This window comes from Salmonella sp. SAL04196, assembly GCF_046550835.1.
GTDB classification, from domain to species: Bacteria; Pseudomonadota; Gammaproteobacteria; order Enterobacterales; family Enterobacteriaceae; genus Salmonella; species Salmonella enterica.
In genome coordinates this window covers 290,787-307,372 of record NZ_JBGDXE010000005.1, presented here as the reverse complement: position 1 = coordinate 307,372, position 16,586 = coordinate 290,787, and the positions used below count along the sequence as shown (strand labels likewise).

Sequence of the window (16,586 nt, the reverse complement as noted above, 5' to 3'; positions counted from 1 at the left end):
GAGCTGCAAAAATGGATTATTGATATGGGTCGGGAATATGTGACTCATTACACATCCATCTGCAATAAGGTACGTAACCCGGCCGCTTTATTATCTATTTCCTGCCATTCCTGTTCCGGATCGGAGCCGCGGACGATTCCCGCGCCGGCATACAATCGCACCACATTGGCCGTCACTTTGGCTGAACGTAACGTCACGCAAAACTCACTTTGCCGCGTGGAGAGATAGCCTGCCGACCCGGCATACCATTCACGTTCGAACGGCTCATGTTGTTCTATAAAACAACGCGCGGGTTCACGAGGGATCCCCGCGACCGCTGCGGTAGGCTGTAACTGGTGCAGGCAGAGCGTGTCGTCCGCCTGATTAAGCGCCGTCCAGATACAGCGGCGCAAATGCTGTACCTTGCGCAGTCTGAGCACCTGCGGCGGCAGCACATCCAGCGAGTGGGTGCAGTTTTGCAGTCGCTGGCAGATGTCTTCGACAACCAGCATATTTTCTCGCTGGTTTTTATCGTCTTTCATTAACCATTCGCCAAGCTGCCAGGCTTTATGGTTATCCGGATGGTTCGCCACCGTCCCGGCCAGCGCTTCGGTACGTAGCGCCGTTTCACGCCGCCGCCAGAGCCGCTCCGGCGATGATCCCAGAAAGGCGGTATCGGCGGAAAAGGCCATAAAAAAGTGGTAGCAGTTGAGATTTAAACGACGACTGGACGCCATCATCGCGGCGGCATTGACCGGACGGGAGAATTGTAAGTCGGTGGCCCGCGCCAGCACAACTTTATCAAACGCCTCTTGCGCAATGGTGTGGGTGGCCTGCTGAATCAGCTTCACCCAACCGTCTTTGTCCGGCCAGTGCTGTTCGCTCGTGAGCGAAAGGCGCAGCGCCGGAACAGGCTTAATACCGACCAGAGAAGCGAGAAACGCTTTCGCCTGGCGCGCATCATCGCGTAGCGAAACGTCACTGTGCAGATGTAAGCGTAAGGTCGCCGTACCACCGCTACGTCGCCACTCCAGCCGCGGCAGCAATAAGTAGCCCTCTTTCGGCTCGAACGCATTCAGCCCCCAAATACGCAGGTCAGGCTGCGCGTGCTGACGTAAAAACCGTTGCGCCAGATCGAGCGATGAAAAAACGGTGATTGCCCCGAGAACGGCAGCTTCTTCGTCGCCATTGCGCTGTTGCCAGTAGAATTGCGGAAAGGATGACTGGCTGGCCAGCCAGCTCAATGCATCGAAGGCATCGTTTAAAGGGAAAGGCGCATCGAAAACGCAAAGCCCTGGCGTCGCCGGTATCTCTTGCGATAGCTGACGCGTCAGATTTTCCAGCGCAGTAGTAATAGAATGCACGCGGACCCTCCCTGTTAAAAACCCCACATTATACGGGGTACTGCCCTAAAAAAGCAGTACCTCATTTAGGGAGGGTTGCAATTCTGTTCAGTGGGAGGGATTTAGCGCCGCGCCAGCAGCAGTCCAAGTACCAGTCCTACCGCCGCGCCTACGCCAATACCCTGCCAGGGTTTTTCATGAACGTAGTCATCCGCTTTATAAACGGCCTGCTTTGCCCGGTAATAATAGCTATCCGACGCGTGGCTTACGCGGTTTTTCACCTCTTCCAGCGCTTGTTCCGCGCGGGCTTTCAGCTCAATGTATTTTTGATCGGCGGGATCGCCTGAGGAACGTAAAACCTCTTCCAGCGTTTCGCTGAGCAAAGTCAGATCATCATCAACACGTGATTCACCAAATTGATATGACATTCTCATTCTCCGTTGTGTTAACACCTGCTCCTAACTATAGTCAACGGTTTCGGTTTATGCCTGATGAACCTCCCGCGCCATTCCCCGGTGCGGAATGCCATCTTCGTCATAAACATCGGTGACCGGAATAAAACCAAACCGCGCATAAAAAGGTTGCAGATGCGCCTGCGCCCCCAGATATAGCGGCTTATCCGGCCAGTGCCGCCCACAAGATTCCAGCGTTTTCGCCATTAATTGCTGGCCCAGTTTCGCCCCTCGCCAGGCATCGCTGACGATCACCCGGCCAATAACAACCGGGTCTGATTCGTTATCGCTTTTCAGAATCCTCGCATACGCCACCAGCTCATCCTGATGCCAGCCCAGAATATGCCGATTGTCGCCGACTAAATCATCGCCATCCACATCCAGGTAAGGACAGCGCTGTTCTACCACAAAGACCGCGCAGCGCAATTTGAGTAACGCGTAAAGTTGAGGAACGGTAAGTTCGCTATGGTGGAGATCCTGCCAGTCAATCATGATGCGCTCCTGTGTTGTGGTAATCTTGGGTTAAACGATAACCAAACGTGTATGGACAAGATGGAATTAATTTTTTTAGGTACGTCCGCAGGCGTTCCCACGCGCTCACGCAATGTAACGGCAATTTTATTACATCTGCAACATCCAACGCAGCCGGGAGTATGGCTTTTTGATTGCGGCGAAGGGACACAGCATCAAATGCTTAATACCGCGTTTCATCCCGGTAAGCTTGAGCGCATTTTTATCAGCCATCTTCACGGAGATCATCTGTTTGGCCTGCCGGGTCTGCTATGCAGCCGGTCGATGGCGGGGAATCCTCATCCGCTAACCGTATACGGGCCTCAAGGCGTGCGTGAGTTTATTGCAACCACACTGCGCCTTAGCGGTTCATGGACCGATTTTCCGTTGCAAATTGAAGAAATTAGCGCAGGCGATATTCTTGACGACGGTCTGCGAAAAGTGACCGCGTTCAGGCTGGAGCATCCACTGGAGTGCTACGGATATCGCGTTGTTGAACATGACAAGCCTGGCGCGCTGAATGCCAGGGCGTTAAAAGCCGCAGGCGTTACACCCGGCCCGCTGTTTCAGGCGTTGAAGGCAGGAAAAACCGTCACGCTTGCCGATGGAAGGCAGATCAATGGCGCCGACTACCTTGCTCCCGCCGTGGCCGGGAAATCAGTGGCGATTTTCGGCGATACCGCGCCCTGCGAGGCCGCCCTCGCGCTGGCGCAAGGTGTGGATGTGATGGTACATGAAACCACGCTGGATGCGTCAATGGAGGAGAAAGCCAACGCTCGCGGACACAGCTCCACCCGCCAAACCGCGACGCTGGCGCGGGAAGCTGACGTCGGTCGGCTGATCATGACCCATATTAGCTCACGCTATGACGATAAAGGCTGTCAGCGCTTACTGGCGGAATGCCGCGCTATTTTCCCGGCGACGGAGCTGGCTTACGATTTTTCTGTTTTCCCGGTTTAGCGCTCCATTTTTTGTCCTCATTGCCGATAACACTAAAAAAGGCAGGCTTTCATAATGAGGTGAGGATGGACAATTTTCAGAAAGATATTGATGACAGGGCCAATTTAACCCTGTCAAACCGTTTTGAGCTGCTGTTATTCCGTCTTGGTACATCGCTGCATGAACAGAAGTCAGAGCTGTTCGGCATCAATGTATTTAAGCTGCGCGAAATCGTACCGATGCCCGCCTTTACGCGCCCGGCAGGCATGAAAGCGCCGCTATTGGGCATGGTCAATATTCGGGATCAGGTCATTCCGGTGATTGATTTGCCAGCGGTAGCGGGCTGCAAGCCGGAAACCGGGCTGAATATTTTGCTGATCACCGAATATGCGCGCAGCGTACAGGCATTTGCCGTCGAGTCGGTAGAAAATATTATGCGTCTTGACTGGCAGCAGGTGCATACCGCCGAGAAAGCCGTCAACGGTCGCTACATCACCAGTATTGCCTGCCTGGATGACAACAAAGAAACCAACAACCTGGCGCTGGTGCTCGACGTTGAGCAGATCCTTTATGATATTGTCCCCTCCAGCCACGATCTGCGCGCCACCAATCTGAAGACCAATAAATTTTATATTACCCCAGGCGCGGTAGCCATTGTGGCGGAAGACTCCAAAGTCGCCCGCGCGATGCTGGAAAAAGGGCTGAACGCAATGGGAATTCCGCATCAGATGCATGTGACCGGCAAGGATGCATGGGAGAGAATCCAGCAACTGGCGCAGGAAGCGGAGGCCGAAGGTAAGCCAATTAGCGAGAAAATCGCGCTGGTCCTGACAGATCTTGAGATGCCGGAGATGGATGGCTTTACGTTAACGCGTAAAATTAAAACCGATGAACGGCTGAAAAAGATCCCGGTCGTTATTCACTCTTCCCTTTCCGGCAGCGCCAACGAAGATCATGTGCGTAAGGTGAAGGCCGACGGCTACGTCGCCAAATTTGAAATCAATGAACTCTCTTCAGTGATACAGGAAGTGATGGAGCGCGCGGCGCAAAACGTCAGCGGCCCGTTGGTAAGCCGGCAGTTGCTAAGTTAAATTCCGGTCGCTGAGACCTTACCTGCCGGATGGCGGCGCAAGCGCCTTATCCGGCCTACAATCCATAGTTATTTCAACGCATTACATCAGATAATAAAAAACCCGCTTCGTGAAGCGGGTTTTTCGTTTTTACTTATTGCTTACATCAACGGCGTCGCTAACTGCACAAGGCTAATCAGCGGCTGCGGCCAGACGCCCAGTACCAACACCAGCAACGCGGAGATCAGCACCACGATCCCGCCTGCGCTGTACTGCCAGTTTGTCGGCGCGTCGCGTCCCGGTTGCTGCGGCGCGTGCAGGTAGAGACTCACCGCAACGCGAAGGTAGTAGTACAAACCAATCGCGGAACCCACCACCACGGCGGCGACCAGCCACCACAGACTGGCCTGAACGCCGACCGCCAGCACGTAGAATTTGCCGATAAAGCCCAGCGTCATCGGGATACCTGCCAGCGACAGCATCATCACCGTCATCACCGCGGCAAGAACCGGACGGTGCCAGAACAGACCACGGTAAGAGTACAGGGAATCGGCATCCGGGCCGCGGAACGGGCTGGACATCAGGCTGACCACGCCAAACGCGCCGAGGCTGCTGAACAGATAACCGGCCAGGTAAACGCCAACCGCTTCCATCGACATCTCGCCGCTCTGCAGGGCAATCAGCGCCACCAGCAAGTAGCCGAGGTGAGAGATAGAAGAGTAACCGAGCAGACGTTTGATGTTGGTCTGGCTCAGCGCCATCAGGTTACCAAAGATGATAGAGGCAAAGGCGATAATGCCCAGCACCACGCGTACCGCTTCGCTGTCGCCTACCGGCGCATAGAGGAACAGACGCATCACCACGCCGAAGATAGCGATTTTGCTCGCCGTCGCCAGGAAGGTGGAAACCGGCGCAGGCGCGCCCTGGTATACGTCTGGCGTCCACAGGTGGAACGGCACCAGAGAGAGTTTAAAGCCCAGACCGACAATCATCAGGCCAAAGCCCGCCAGCAGCAACGGCTCGTGCAGCATACCATCGCCGAGGCTCTTACCGAGCGCTTCGAAAGACAGGTTGCCGGACTGCGCATAGACCAGCGCCATCCCGAACAGCAGGAAAGACGAGGCGGCGGCGGAGAGGATGGTGTATTTGATACTGGCTTCCAGCGAGCGTTTCTGGCGGAAAGCATAACCAATCAGGCCGAACAGCGGCAGCGAGATCAGTTCAATACCGAGGAACAGCGCCGCCAGGTGGTTGGCGTTCGCCAGCAGAATTCCCCCCAGGCTGGCGATTAACACCAGCAGGTAGAACTCTTCCTGGTTATCGTTATAGCCTTCCAGCCACGGGTAGGCAAAGGTGCAGGTGGCGAGGCTCGCCAGCAGCACCAGCCCGGTGTAGAGCATCGCAAAGCCGTCAACGCGCATCAGCGGCGTGACGTCCATTGCCCCGGCCTGGCCGACAAACCAAAGCGAAACCAGAGCAGCGTTAAGCCCAATGACCGACAGCGTGGCATTGAGGAAGTGATTGCGTCGCCACGCAATGGAGAGCATCACAACCACCACCGTCAAGCCGACGATCAGCAGCGGTAGCAGCGCAATCAGGTGTTGTGGAGTTATTGTCATGGCGATTTACGGCCTTGTAGTAGTAACAGAATTAACAAACCACTGCTGGATGTTGCTCATCGCAGAATGCGAGGTATCCAGAATCGGCTGCGGATAGAAGCCAAGCAGTACCAGAAGCACCACCAGCAACAGAATGATAAACAGCTCGCGCAGCGACATCCCTGGCAGTTCCTGGCTGGCAATCTGGCTCTTCGCTTTACCAAAGTAAGCGCGATGCAGCATCGCCAGCGAGTATACAGAGGCGAATACCAACCCAAAGGTGGAGATCACGGTAATCACCGGCACCACCTGGTAGCTGCCGAACAGAATCATAAATTCGCCGACAAAGTTACCGGTGCCCGGCATCCCGAGCGTCGCCACCGCAAAGAACATGGAGAGCGCAGGCAACCACTTCATCTTGCCCCACAGGCCGCCCATCATACGCATGTCACGCGTATGCAGACGTTCGTACAACTGGCCACACAGAATGAACAGACCGGCTGCGGACAAACCGTGCGCAATCATCTGAATCACCGCGCCCTGGTACGCCAGTTGGCTGCCGGTGTAGATAGCGATCAGCACGAAGCCCATATGCGAAACGGAGGTATAGGCAATCAGGCGCTTGATGTCGTATTGGGTAAAGGCCATCCACGCGCCGTAGAAAATGCCGATAACGCCCAGCCACATGGCGATCGGCGCAAACTCCGCCGACGCGTTCGGGAACAATGGCAGGGAGAAACGCAGCAGACCGTAAGCGGCGGTTTTCAGCAAGATACCGGCCAGGTCGACGGAACCGGCGGTCGGCGCCTGGGAGTGCGCATCTGGCAGCCAGCCATGCAGCGGCACCACCGGCATTTTCACCGCGAAGGCGATGAAGAAGCCCAGCATCAGCAGATATTCCACACCGTGGGACATCGGCGTGTTCAGCAGCTCTTCATAGTTGAAAGTCCACACGCCGGTCGCGTTGTAGTGCACAAAGACCAGCGCCAGGATGGCAATCAACATCACCAGACCACTCGCCTGGGTATAAATGAAGAACTTGGTTGCCGCCGTGATACGCGTTTTCCCGTCAGAAGCTTTATGCCCCCACAGCGCTATCAGGAAGTACATCGGCACCAACATCATTTCCCAGAAGAAGAAGAACAGGAACATGTCGATAGCCAGGAACACGCCGATAACGCCGCCTAAGATCCACATCAGGTTCAGGTGGAAGAAGCCCTGATATTTTTCGATTTCTCGCCAGGAGCAAAGCACCGCCAGAACGCCGAGCAGGCCGGTCAGCACCACCATTAGCAGCGACAGTCCGTCGAGCGCCAGATGGATAGAGATGCCAAAACGCGGGATCCACGGCAGGACAAATTCAGATTGCCACTGTGGAATACCGGCGGATTGCGTCAGTGAGTAGCCGCCCTGCAACCACAATTGCAGACCGAGCGCCAGCGTCAGCCCCATGGTAATCAGCGCTATCCAGCGCGGCACCTTCACGCCAAAGCGTTCGGTCTGCCAGCACAGAAAGCCGCCGATAAAGGGGATTAATATCAACCAGGGTAATAACATAGCTAAGTATGTCCCTTATATTTACTCCTGCTCAGGCTATCTCACTCGTCAGCCCGAATCCTGCCAGTGCTCACACAAAACGCAGCGCGTTTTGAACGTCCGTAAGGACGGCCCCGTAGGGGTGAGCTTCGCGAATCATCCTCACGTACTTCAGTACGCTCCGGTTGCTCCGCACTGGCGAGATTCGGTCTGACTTCGCCGATGACGCCTGTACTTCAGGAACAGATTTTCAACGAATTCTAAAAATTATTTTTGGGTTTGTAGGCCGGATAAGCACTGCGCCATCCGGCAGTCGTTCATCCAGCCAACAAACTCAACGCAGTACCATCAACAGCGCCAGCACCACGACCGCGCCGATGCTCATGGATGCCACATACCAGCGCAAATAACCGTTCTCGCTCAGTACCAGGCCTTTGCCTGCAAAACGGGAAAGGATAGCCGGAATGTTCATCAACGCATTAAGCGGGTCGCGCTTCAGCAGCCAGGCGATACCGAGGAATGGCTTGACGAATACTTTGTCGTACAGCCAGTCAAAGCCCCAGGCGTTATACCACCAGGTCCCCAGCAGACGGCCCGGCGCGCTGTTGGCGATCGACGTCACCAGCGTGCGTTTACCCAGCCACAGCCATGCGGCAATCAGGATGCCGGCAATCGCCACTACGCCAGAGGTAATTTCCAGCGTCATGACGCGACCATGCGCCAGTTCAGTTGTCTGCGGCAGCACTCCCTGCAGCGGCGGCACAATCAGCGCGCCAACAAAGGTAGACAGAATCATCAGGACAATCAGCGGCAGATGGTGGGTAATCCCCTTCCCTGCATGAGCGTGAATTTGTTCTTTACCGTGGAAGACGATGAAAATCATCCGGAAGGTGTACAGGGAGGTCATGAACGCGCCGACCAGACCCGCCACCATGAGATTGATATGACCGTTCGCCATCGCGCCAGCCAGGATCTCATCCTTACTGAAGAAGCCCGCAGTGACCAGCGGCAGCGCCGACAGCGCCGCGCCCCCCACCAGGAAGCAGGCATACACCAGTGGAATCGACTTACGCAGACCGCCCATCTTAAAGATGTTCTGTTCGTGATGGCAGGCCAGAATGACCGAGCCGGAGGCCAGGAACAGCAGCGCTTTAAAGAAGGCGTGCGTCATCAGATGGAAAATCGCCGCATCCCACGCCTGCACGCCAAGCGCCAGGAACATGTAGCCAATCTGGCTCATGGTGGAATAGGCCAGCACGCGTTTGATGTCGGTCTGCACCAGCGCGGCGAAACCCGCCATGACCAGCGTAATCGCCCCGATAATGCCCACCAGATGCAGAATTTCCGGGGTCATCAGGAACAAACCATGGGTACGAGCGATCAGGTAGACACCGGCGGTCACCATGGTAGCGGCGTGGATCAGCGCGGAGACCGGCGTCGGGCCGGCCATCGCGTCGGCAAGCCAGGTCTGCAACGGAAGCTGCGCAGATTTACCGACCGCGCCGCCCAGCAGCATCAGCGTCGCCCACATCAGCATGTTGTTGCCGTCAGCAAAGTGCGCTGGCGCCAGCTCGACCATTTCGCGGAAGTTCAGCGTGCCCAGTTCGTTGTAGAGGATGAACAGCGCGAAGGCGAGGAATACGTCACCGACACGGGTCACCACGAAGGCTTTCATTGCCGCTGCGCCATTCTTCGGATCGCTGTAATAGAAGCCGATCAACAGATAAGAGCACAGGCCCACGCCTTCCCAGCCGAGGTACATCAACAGCAGGTTATCGGACAGCACCAGAACAACCATGCTGGCGATAAACAGGTTGGTATAAGCGAAGAAGCGGGAGTAACCCTCTTCTCCACGCATGTACCAGGACGCGAACATGTGGATCAGGAAGCCGACGCCGGTGACCACAGAGAGCATGGTCAGCGACAGGCCGTCCAGCACCAGGTTAAAACCGATGTTGAAGTTACCGACCGACATCCACGTCCACAGCGGCTGGCTGAACGCCTGTTTGCCGTTGGCGAAGAAATCCATCCCGACAAACGCTGTCACCAACGCCGCCAGACCAACGGAGCCCACGCCAATGGTCGCGGAGAGATTTTCCGACCAGCGTCCGCGAGAGAACGCCAGCAGTACAAAGCCAATCAATGGCAGAATAATGGTTAAGGCAAGCATGTTCATCCACGCATCTCACTTACTGAATCGATGTTCAGGTTCTGGCGACGGCGATGGAGTTGCAGCAACAGCGCAAGTCCAATACTCGCTTCCGCAGCCGCAAGGCTGATGGCGAGAATGTACATCACCTGACCATCGGTCTGGCCCCAGTAGCTCCCGGCGACCACAAAGGCCAGCGCGGAGGCGTTAATCATGATTTCCAGCCCGATCAGCATAAACAGCAGATTGCGGCGGATAACCAGACCGGTTAAACCCAGGACGAATAAAATCGCAGCGAGGATCAGTCCGTGTGTTAAGGGGATCATGCGCGCTCCTCCGTTTTTCTTTTCGCGCGGTCATCGGCGCGGTTGCTTAGCACTTCACCCGCACGCTCTTCACGACCGACGTGGAACGCCACCACCAGGCCTGCCAGCAGCAGCATAGACGCCAGTTCGACCGCCAGAACATAAGGCCCGAACAGCGTAATGCCCACCGCTTTCGCGCTAATCGGCGTGCCGTCGATGCCCTGGTCGTTAACGCCCAGAATGGCGTACACAATAACCGCCAGCATAATGGCCGACAAAACCGCCGGACCAATCCACACCTGCGGTTTCAGCCACTGGCGTTCCTGTTCGATTTCGCTGCCGCCGAGGTTGAGCATCATCACCACGAACACAAACAGCACCATGATGGCGCCTGCGTAGACGATAATTTCCAGCGCACCGGCAAAATAAGCGCCCAGCGAAAAGAACACCCCGGAAATCGCCAATAGCGATATCACCAGATACAACAGCGCGTGTACCGGATTGGTATGGGTGATCACTCGCAGGGTCGCGAGGATGGCTATCAGGCCACAGATATAAAAAGCGAATTCCATTGCCCTCTCCTTACGGTAACAGGCTCTTGACGTCGATAGGCTTGGCTTCGTTCTCTGCTTCGCCTTTATCTTTGCCGTCGATTGCCATACCCGCCATCCGGTAGAAGTTATATTCCGGGTATTTGCCCGGACCGGAAATCAGCAGATCCTCTTTTTCGTACACCAGATCCTGACGTTTGTATTCGCCCAGTTCGAAGTCCGGGGTCAACTGAATCGCCGTGGTCGGGCACGCTTCTTCGCACAGGCCGCAGAAGATGCAGCGTGAGAAGTTAATGCGGAAAAATTCCGGATACCAGCGGCCATCTTTGGTCTCCGCTTTTTGCAGAGAGATACAGCCTACCGGACAGGCTACCGCACACAGGTTACAGGCAACGCAGCGCTCTTCACCGTCCGGGTCGCGCGTGAGCACGATACGGCCACGGTAACGGGGCGGTAAATAGACCGGCTCTTCCGGATACATCCGCGTTTCGCGTTTGGCGAACGCATGCAGGCCGATCATCCAGATACTGCGTACCTGAGTGCCGAAACCTACTAATAATTCTTTTAAGGTCATGGTCTTTGTGTCCCTTATTGCGCCTGCCACAGAATGACAGCCGCCGTTACCAGCAAGTTGATGAGCGTCAGCGGCAGGCAAACTTTCCAGCCGAAGGACATTACCTGGTCATAACGCGGACGCGGTAACGACGCACGAATCAAAATGAACATCATCATGAAGAACGCGGTTTTCAGCGCGAACCAGACGAATGGCGGTAAGAACGGGCCATGCCAGCCACCGAAGAACAACGTTACCATCAGCGCGGAAACGGTGACGATGCCGATGTACTCCCCCACAAAGAACAGACCGAATTTCATACCGGAATATTCGATGTGGTAACCGTCCGCCAGTTCCTGCTCGGCTTCCGGCTGGTCAAACGGGTGACGGTGACAGACCGCTACGCCCGCGATGGCGAAAGTAACAAACCCAAAGAATTGCGGAATCACGTTCCACAGATGCGCCTGGTTATTGACGATATCGGTCATATTAAATGAACCGGCCTGCGCCACCACGCCCATCAGGGAAAGACCAAGAAACACTTCGTAGCTCACCGTCTGGGCAGACGCACGCATCGCGCCCAGCAGCGAGTATTTGTTGTTGCTCGACCAACCGGCGAACAGCACCGCGTAAACCGCCAGACCGGCCATCATCAGGAAGAACAGAATCCCGATGTTTAAATCGGCCACCACCCAATTAGGGCTAACCGGCACAATGGCGAAGGAGAGCAGCAGCGAAGTAAACGCGATCATCGGCGCCAGGGTAAAGATGACGCGATCCGAGAATTTCGGGATCCAGTCTTCTTTAAAGAACATCTTGATCATGTCCGCGACCAGCTGGAGCGAGCCGCCCCAGCCAACGCGGTTTGGTCCATAACGGTTCTGGAACAGACCCAACAGACGACGTTCGCCAAAGCTCATGAAGGCCCCGCAGGTGACGACCACCAGCAGAATCACCACCGCTTTGAGAATGCTCAGCAGGATCTCAATCAGATCCGGTGTAATCCAACTCATTGTTGCGCCTCCCGCAGATCCTCAAGACGCGCGCCAGCCAGAACCGGCGCGATGCCAGGCATACCCATCGGCAGCCCTACCTGCCCTGCCGCTAACCCTTCAGAGATTTCAACCGGCAGCGTCACCGTATTGCCATCGTAGCTAAAGGAGACGCGCGTCCCGGCATTGACACCCAACTTCGCGGCATCCGCCGGGTTAAGTTTGATATACGGCTGCGGCATACGGCTCTGGAAGACCGGAGAACGCTGAGACAATTCGTCGCTGCCAAACAGGTGGTAATACGGCGCAATACGCCACTGACCGTCCTGCGCCTGGAAGCTTGCCGGCACGGTAGTGAAATAATCCAGACCGCCCTCAGTCGCTTCAATCAAACGCACGCCCGGATCGCCGTGACGCAGTTTGCCGCCCACTTCATCCTGGAATTTGTTCCACGCCTGCGGGGAGTTCCAGCCCGGCGCCCAGGCGAACGGAATTTCAGATCGCGGGGCAGTCGGTTGGTTATTCCCTTCCATTGAGAAGGCGAACATGGTGTCTTTATCCTGCGGCTGACGTGGTTCGTGCACGCTGATATTGGCGCGCATTGCGGTACGACCGCTGTAACGATGCGGTTCGCGCGCCAGCTTCTGCCCACGAATGCGGAAGGTCGCATCCGGCGCGGCGTCTTTAATACCGGCAAATTGCGGCATGGCGGCAATGACCGCGTCGATCACGTGGTCAAGCTGAGTCCAGTCCACTTCGCGGTTTTCGACGGTGCTGTGCAGTGAATGCAGCCAGCGCCAGCTTTCCAGCATAATCGTCTTGTTATCGTAGTAGGCCGGATCATAAACCTGGAAGAAGCGCTGCGCGCGCCCTTCGTTGTTGATGACCGTACCATCGCTTTCGGCGAAGCTTGCCGCGGAAAGCACCAGATGCGCGTTTTCCATAATCGCCGTGCGCTGATGGTCAACCACCATCACCAGCGGCGCTTTGGCGAGCGCAGCGTTCACGCGCGTAGCGCTTGCATGACGGTGGAGATCGTTTTCCAGCACCACCACCGCGTCCGCACTGCCGGTTTCCAGCTCGCCCAACGCATCATCAAGCGAACCGCCGCCCATCATACCCAGCCCCATGCTGTTCACGGAGCGGGCAATCATAGTAATACCGACGTCGGCGCCACGGCCTTTCAGCGCTTTCGCCACGTTGGCGGCCGCCTGAATCACCTCACTGCTACCGGCGTTAGTGCCGGAGATAATCAGCGGTTTTTTCGCGCCGGCCAACGCCTGCACAATGACATCAATTTTGTTTTGTAAGTCGCTGTCGATACCGTCAACCGCAGGCGCTGTATTGTCCAGCGCATGAGCAATCGCAAAGCCCAGGCGCGCCTGATCTTCCACCGGCGCGCGATAGGTCCAGGCGGCGATATCATCCAGACGGGTGCCGTCCACGTTGGTCACGAACAGCGGATGTTTGGCACGCTGGCCGATGTTAAGGATGGCCGCAATCTGCCAGTCGGCTACTTTCTGCGCCGCCGCCATTTCACGCGCTTTACCTTTCACCGCCTGGCGTACCGCCAGCGCAACGCGCGCGCCGGTCTGGGTAACGTCTTCGCCCAATACCAGTACCGCGTCATAAGATTCGATTTCCCGCAGCGCCGGGGTGTAAATTCCGCCTTCACGCAACACTTTCAGCGCCAGTTGCAGACGTTCCTGCTCGCCGCGCGCGATACCGGTGTAGAAGTTTTCCGCACCAACCAGCTCACGCAGCGCAAAGTTGCTCTCAATGCTGGCGCGTGGCGAACCGATACCGATCACTTTCTTCGACTGGCGCAGAATATCCGCCGCGCCCTGCATCGCCTGCTCGGCGTTGAGAGTAATAAAGTCATCACCACGGCGCTGAACCGGCTGACGCGGACGGTCTTTCAGGTTCACATAGCCATAGCCGAAACGACCGCGGTCGCAGAGGAAGTAGTGGTTAACGGTACCGTTGTAACGGTTTTCGATACGGCGCAGTTCGCCATAGCGCTCGCCCGGGCTGATGTTACAGCCGATGGAACACTGCTGGCAGATGCTCGGCGCAAACTGCATGTCCCATTTACGGTTGTAACGCTCGGAATGCGTTTTATCGGTGAAGACGCCGGTCGGGCAAATCTCGACCAGGTTACCGGAGAATTCGCTTTCCAGCGTACCGTCTTCCGGACGCCCGAAGTAGACGTTGTCATGCGCGCCATAGACGCCCAGATCGGTGCCGTCGGCATAATCTTTGTAGTAACGCACACAACGGTAGCAGGCGATGCAGCGGTTCATTTCGTGAGAGATGAACGGCCCCAGATCCTGGTTGCGGTGGGTACGTTTGGTGAAACGGTAGCGACGGAAACTGTGACCCGTCATCACGGTCATATCCTGAAGATGGCAGTTACCGCCCTCTTCACAAACCGGACAGTCGTGCGGGTGGTTAGTCATCAGCCACTCCACCACGCTTTCACGGAACTGTTTCGCTTCTTCGTCGTCAATAGAGATAAAGGTACCGTCGGTGGCTGGCGTCATACAGGACATCACCAGGCGACCACGCGTATCTTCCGCGTTTTGGTATTGCTTCACCGCACACTGGCGGCAAGCACCGACGCTTCCCAGCGCCGGGTGCCAGCAAAAATACGGAATATCAAGGCCGAGGGACAGACATGCCTGTAGCAGGTTGTCCGCGCCGTTGACCTCGTATTCTTTGCCGTCTACATGAATCGTAGCCATTAGCATGCTTCCAAATTAAAAATCGTTAACTCACCAGCGCTCTTTGAGCAGGTTCGGCTGAATACCATTGATTAAATGGGTATTACTGAACGGCTGCTTGATGCCAGCTTCGAATTCTTCGCGGAAATACTTAATTGCGCTTTGCAGTGGCTCAACCGCGCCCGGCGCATGCGCGCAGAAGGTTTTACCCGGTCCGAGGAAACGACACAGTTGCTCAAGTGTCTCGATATCCCCCGGCTGGCCTTCGCCACGCTCCAGCGCGCGTAGAATTTTCACGCTCCACGGCAACCCGTCGCGGCATGGCGTACACCAGCCGCAGGATTCGCGGGCAAAGAACTCTTCCAGGTTACGCACCAGCGATACCATGCCGATTTCGTGGTCTACCGCCATCGCCAGCGCGGTGCCCAGACGGCTGCCTGCTTTACCGATGCTTTCGAACTCCATCGGCAGGTCAAGATGCGCCTCGGTCAGGAAGTCGGTTCCCGCCCCGCCCGGCTGCCAGGCTTTGAATTTCAGGCCATCGCGCATACCGCCCGCGTAGTCTTCGAGGATCTCGCGCGCGGTGGTGCCGAACGGTAATTCCCACAGGCCCGGATTCTTCACGCGGCCTGAGAAGCCCATCAGCTTGGTACCCGCATCTTTGCTTTTCGAAATGTTCTGGTACCACTCCACGCCGTTGGCGAGGATTGCCGGGACGTTGCACAACGTTTCGACGTTATTCACACAGGTCGGTTTGCCCCATACGCCGGAGGTCGCAGGGAAGGGCGGCTTGGAGCGTGGGTTCGCGCGGCGGCCTTCGAGGGAGTTAATCAGCGCCGTTTCTTCACCACAGATGTAACGCCCTGCCCCGGTGTGGACAAACAGTTCAAAGTCGAACCCGGTGCCCATGATATTTTTGCCAAGCAGCCCGGCCTCGGTTGCTTCAGCAATCGCACGGCGCAGATGTACAGCCGCTTCGATATATTCGCCGCGCAGGAAGATGTAACCACGATACGCTTTCAGCGCGAACGCGGAGATCAGCATACCTTCCACCAGCAGGTGCGGCAGCTGTTCCATCAGCAGACGGTCTTTATAGGTGCCCGGCTCCATTTCATCGGCGTTACACAGCAGGTAACGGATGTTCATGGATTCATCTTTCGGCATCAGGCTCCACTTCAGACCGGTGGAAAAGCCCGCGCCGCCGCGCCCTTTCAGACCGGCGTCTTTTACCTGGCTGACGATTTCATCCGGAGACAGGCCGGTCAGCGCCTTACGCGCGCCTTCGTAGCCGTTTTTGCTACGATATTCATCCAGCCAGACCGGCTGTTTGTCATCGCGCAGACGCCAGGTCAGCGGGTGGGTTTCGGGAGTACGGATAACGTTTTTCATTTATACCGCTCCAGTAGTTCAGGAATGGCTTCCGGGGTCAGATGGCTGTGAGTATCCTCATCAATCATCATGTTCGGCCCTTTATCGCAATTCCCCAGGCAGCAGGTCGGCAGCAGCGTAAAGCGACCATCAAAGGTCGTCTGCCCCGGTTTGATGTTGAGATTTTTTTCCAGCGCGGCCTGAATCCCCTGATAGCCGGTGATATGGCACACCACGCTGTCGCAGTAGCGAATCACGTGGCGACCGACCGGCTGACGGAAGATCTGGCTGTAGAATGTGGCGACGCCTTCGACGTCGCTCGCCGGAATACCCAGCACATCGGCAATAGCGTAGATCGCGCCGTCCGGCACCCAGCCACGCTGCTTCTGAACGATTTTCAGCGCTTCAATGGACGCCGCACGCGGGTCTTCGTAGTGGTGCTTCTCGTGCTCTATCGCTTCACGCTCTGCCGCACTCAGCTCAAAAGCCTCGGTTTGTGGTTGTTGATTCTCGTGCAT

At 56.4% G+C, this 16,586-nt stretch carries 15 protein-coding genes; 2 read left to right on the top strand and 13 right to left on the bottom strand.

Translation table 11 applies throughout. From position 1 onward, the window contains the following. Window positions 1–47: 47 nt before the first annotated feature. From menF to ACLJPE_RS18315, 3 genes are all read right to left on the bottom strand, one after another. Window positions 48–1,343 carry an isochorismate synthase MenF gene (gene menF / locus ACLJPE_RS18325; RefSeq protein WP_000555675.1) on the bottom strand — a complete coding sequence of 432 codons (1,296 nt, stop codon included), beginning with the start codon at window positions 1,341–1,343 and terminating at the stop codon, window positions 48–50. A gap of 101 nt (window positions 1,344–1,444) precedes the next feature. After that, window positions 1,445–1,750 (bottom strand): stress response protein ElaB, encoded by a 306-nt coding sequence (gene elaB / locus ACLJPE_RS18320; protein ID WP_001522308.1) that lies wholly within the window; start codon window positions 1,748–1,750, stop codon window positions 1,445–1,447. A 54-nt stretch (window positions 1,751–1,804) separates the two neighbouring features. After that, window positions 1,805–2,266, bottom strand: a complete 462-nt coding sequence (locus tag ACLJPE_RS18315) for a GNAT family N-acetyltransferase (protein WP_000568155.1) — start codon at window positions 2,264–2,266, stop codon at window positions 1,805–1,807. 60 nt (window positions 2,267–2,326) lie between these two features. Between ACLJPE_RS18315 and rbn the strand changes: the two genes are divergently transcribed. Next, entirely contained in the window at window positions 2,327–3,244 is a 918-nt protein-coding gene (gene rbn / locus ACLJPE_RS18310) for a ribonuclease BN (RefSeq protein WP_000419094.1), read from the top strand. Window positions 3,245–3,309: 65 nt separating this feature from the next. Then, window positions 3,310–4,314 (top strand): chemotaxis protein, encoded by a 1,005-nt coding sequence (locus ACLJPE_RS18305; RefSeq protein WP_000368564.1) that lies wholly within the window; start codon window positions 3,310–3,312, stop codon window positions 4,312–4,314. A 140-nt stretch (window positions 4,315–4,454) separates the two neighbouring features. Here ACLJPE_RS18305 and nuoN read toward each other — a convergent pair whose 3' ends face one another. The 10 genes from nuoN to nuoE form a co-directional block, all read right to left on the bottom strand. Further along, window positions 4,455–5,912 carry an NADH-quinone oxidoreductase subunit NuoN gene (gene nuoN / locus ACLJPE_RS18300; protein WP_000156669.1) on the bottom strand — a complete coding sequence of 486 codons (1,458 nt, stop codon included), beginning with the start codon at window positions 5,910–5,912 and terminating at the stop codon, window positions 4,455–4,457. Between the two features lie 6 nt (window positions 5,913–5,918). Continuing rightward, window positions 5,919–7,448, bottom strand: a complete 1,530-nt coding sequence (gene nuoM / locus ACLJPE_RS18295; RefSeq protein WP_000926430.1) for an NADH-quinone oxidoreductase subunit M — start codon at window positions 7,446–7,448, stop codon at window positions 5,919–5,921. 313 nt (window positions 7,449–7,761) lie between these two features. Next, on the bottom strand, window positions 7,762–9,603 hold the full coding sequence (nuoL, locus tag ACLJPE_RS18290; protein ID WP_001056582.1) for an NADH-quinone oxidoreductase subunit L: 1,842 nt from the start codon (window positions 9,601–9,603) through the stop codon (window positions 7,762–7,764). Continuing rightward, window positions 9,600–9,902: an NADH-quinone oxidoreductase subunit NuoK gene (gene nuoK, locus ACLJPE_RS18285; RefSeq protein ID WP_000612687.1), complete on the bottom strand. Its 303-nt coding sequence runs from the start codon at window positions 9,900–9,902 to the stop codon at window positions 9,600–9,602. The genes nuoL and nuoK overlap by 4 nt, the downstream gene beginning before the upstream one ends. Continuing rightward, window positions 9,899–10,453 carry an NADH-quinone oxidoreductase subunit J gene (nuoJ, locus tag ACLJPE_RS18280; protein WP_000393522.1) on the bottom strand — a complete coding sequence of 185 codons (555 nt, stop codon included), beginning with the start codon at window positions 10,451–10,453 and terminating at the stop codon, window positions 9,899–9,901. Before nuoJ ends, nuoK begins: the two co-directional genes overlap by 4 nt. Window positions 10,454–10,463: 10 nt before the next feature. Beyond that, window positions 10,464–11,006, bottom strand: a complete 543-nt coding sequence (gene nuoI / locus ACLJPE_RS18275; protein ID WP_000172747.1) for an NADH-quinone oxidoreductase subunit NuoI — start codon at window positions 11,004–11,006, stop codon at window positions 10,464–10,466. 14 nt (window positions 11,007–11,020) lie between these two features. Further along, window positions 11,021–11,998, bottom strand: a complete 978-nt coding sequence (gene nuoH / locus ACLJPE_RS18270; RefSeq protein WP_000118515.1) for an NADH-quinone oxidoreductase subunit NuoH — start codon at window positions 11,996–11,998, stop codon at window positions 11,021–11,023. Next, window positions 11,995–14,721 carry an NADH-quinone oxidoreductase subunit NuoG gene (gene nuoG, locus ACLJPE_RS18265; RefSeq protein WP_001528469.1) on the bottom strand — a complete coding sequence of 909 codons (2,727 nt, stop codon included), beginning with the start codon at window positions 14,719–14,721 and terminating at the stop codon, window positions 11,995–11,997. The genes nuoH and nuoG overlap by 4 nt, the downstream gene beginning before the upstream one ends. Before the next feature lie 30 nt (window positions 14,722–14,751). Next, window positions 14,752–16,089, bottom strand: coding sequence for an NADH-quinone oxidoreductase subunit NuoF (gene nuoF, locus ACLJPE_RS18260; RefSeq protein WP_000800048.1), 1,338 nt, complete (start codon window positions 16,087–16,089; stop codon window positions 14,752–14,754). After that, window positions 16,086–16,586 carry an NADH-quinone oxidoreductase subunit NuoE gene (gene nuoE / locus ACLJPE_RS18255; protein WP_000545038.1) on the bottom strand — a complete coding sequence of 167 codons (501 nt, stop codon included), beginning with the start codon at window positions 16,584–16,586 and terminating at the stop codon, window positions 16,086–16,088. The genes nuoF and nuoE overlap by 4 nt, the downstream gene beginning before the upstream one ends.

Coding starts and splice junctions, on each gene's coding strand:
- elaB (WP_001522308.1), bottom strand. CDS start 1,750: ATGTCATATCAATTTGGTGAATCACGTGTTGATGATGATCTGACTTTG.
- ACLJPE_RS18315 (WP_000568155.1), bottom strand. CDS start 2,266: ATGATTGACTGGCAGGATCTCCACCATAGCGAACTTACCGTTCCTCAA.
- rbn (WP_000419094.1), top strand. CDS start 2,327: ATGGAATTAATTTTTTTAGGTACGTCCGCAGGCGTTCCCACGCGCTCA.
- ACLJPE_RS18305 (WP_000368564.1), top strand. CDS start 3,310: ATGGACAATTTTCAGAAAGATATTGATGACAGGGCCAATTTAACCCTG.
- nuoN (WP_000156669.1), bottom strand. CDS start 5,912: ATGACAATAACTCCACAACACCTGATTGCGCTGCTACCGCTGCTGATC.
- nuoM (WP_000926430.1), bottom strand. CDS start 7,448: ATGTTATTACCCTGGTTGATATTAATCCCCTTTATCGGCGGCTTTCTG.
- nuoL (WP_001056582.1), bottom strand. CDS start 9,603: ATGAACATGCTTGCCTTAACCATTATTCTGCCATTGATTGGCTTTGTA.
- nuoK (WP_000612687.1), bottom strand. CDS start 9,902: ATGATCCCCTTAACACACGGACTGATCCTCGCTGCGATTTTATTCGTC.
- nuoJ (WP_000393522.1), bottom strand. CDS start 10,453: ATGGAATTCGCTTTTTATATCTGTGGCCTGATAGCCATCCTCGCGACC.
- nuoI (WP_000172747.1), bottom strand. CDS start 11,006: ATGACCTTAAAAGAATTATTAGTAGGTTTCGGCACTCAGGTACGCAGT.
- nuoH (WP_000118515.1), bottom strand. CDS start 11,998: ATGAGTTGGATTACACCGGATCTGATTGAGATCCTGCTGAGCATTCTC.
- nuoG (WP_001528469.1), bottom strand. CDS start 14,721: ATGGCTACGATTCATGTAGACGGCAAAGAATACGAGGTCAACGGCGCG.
- nuoF (WP_000800048.1), bottom strand. CDS start 16,089: ATGAAAAACGTTATCCGTACTCCCGAAACCCACCCGCTGACCTGGCGT.
- nuoE (WP_000545038.1), bottom strand. CDS start 16,586: ATGCACGAGAATCAACAACCACAAACCGAGGCTTTTGAGCTGAGTGCG.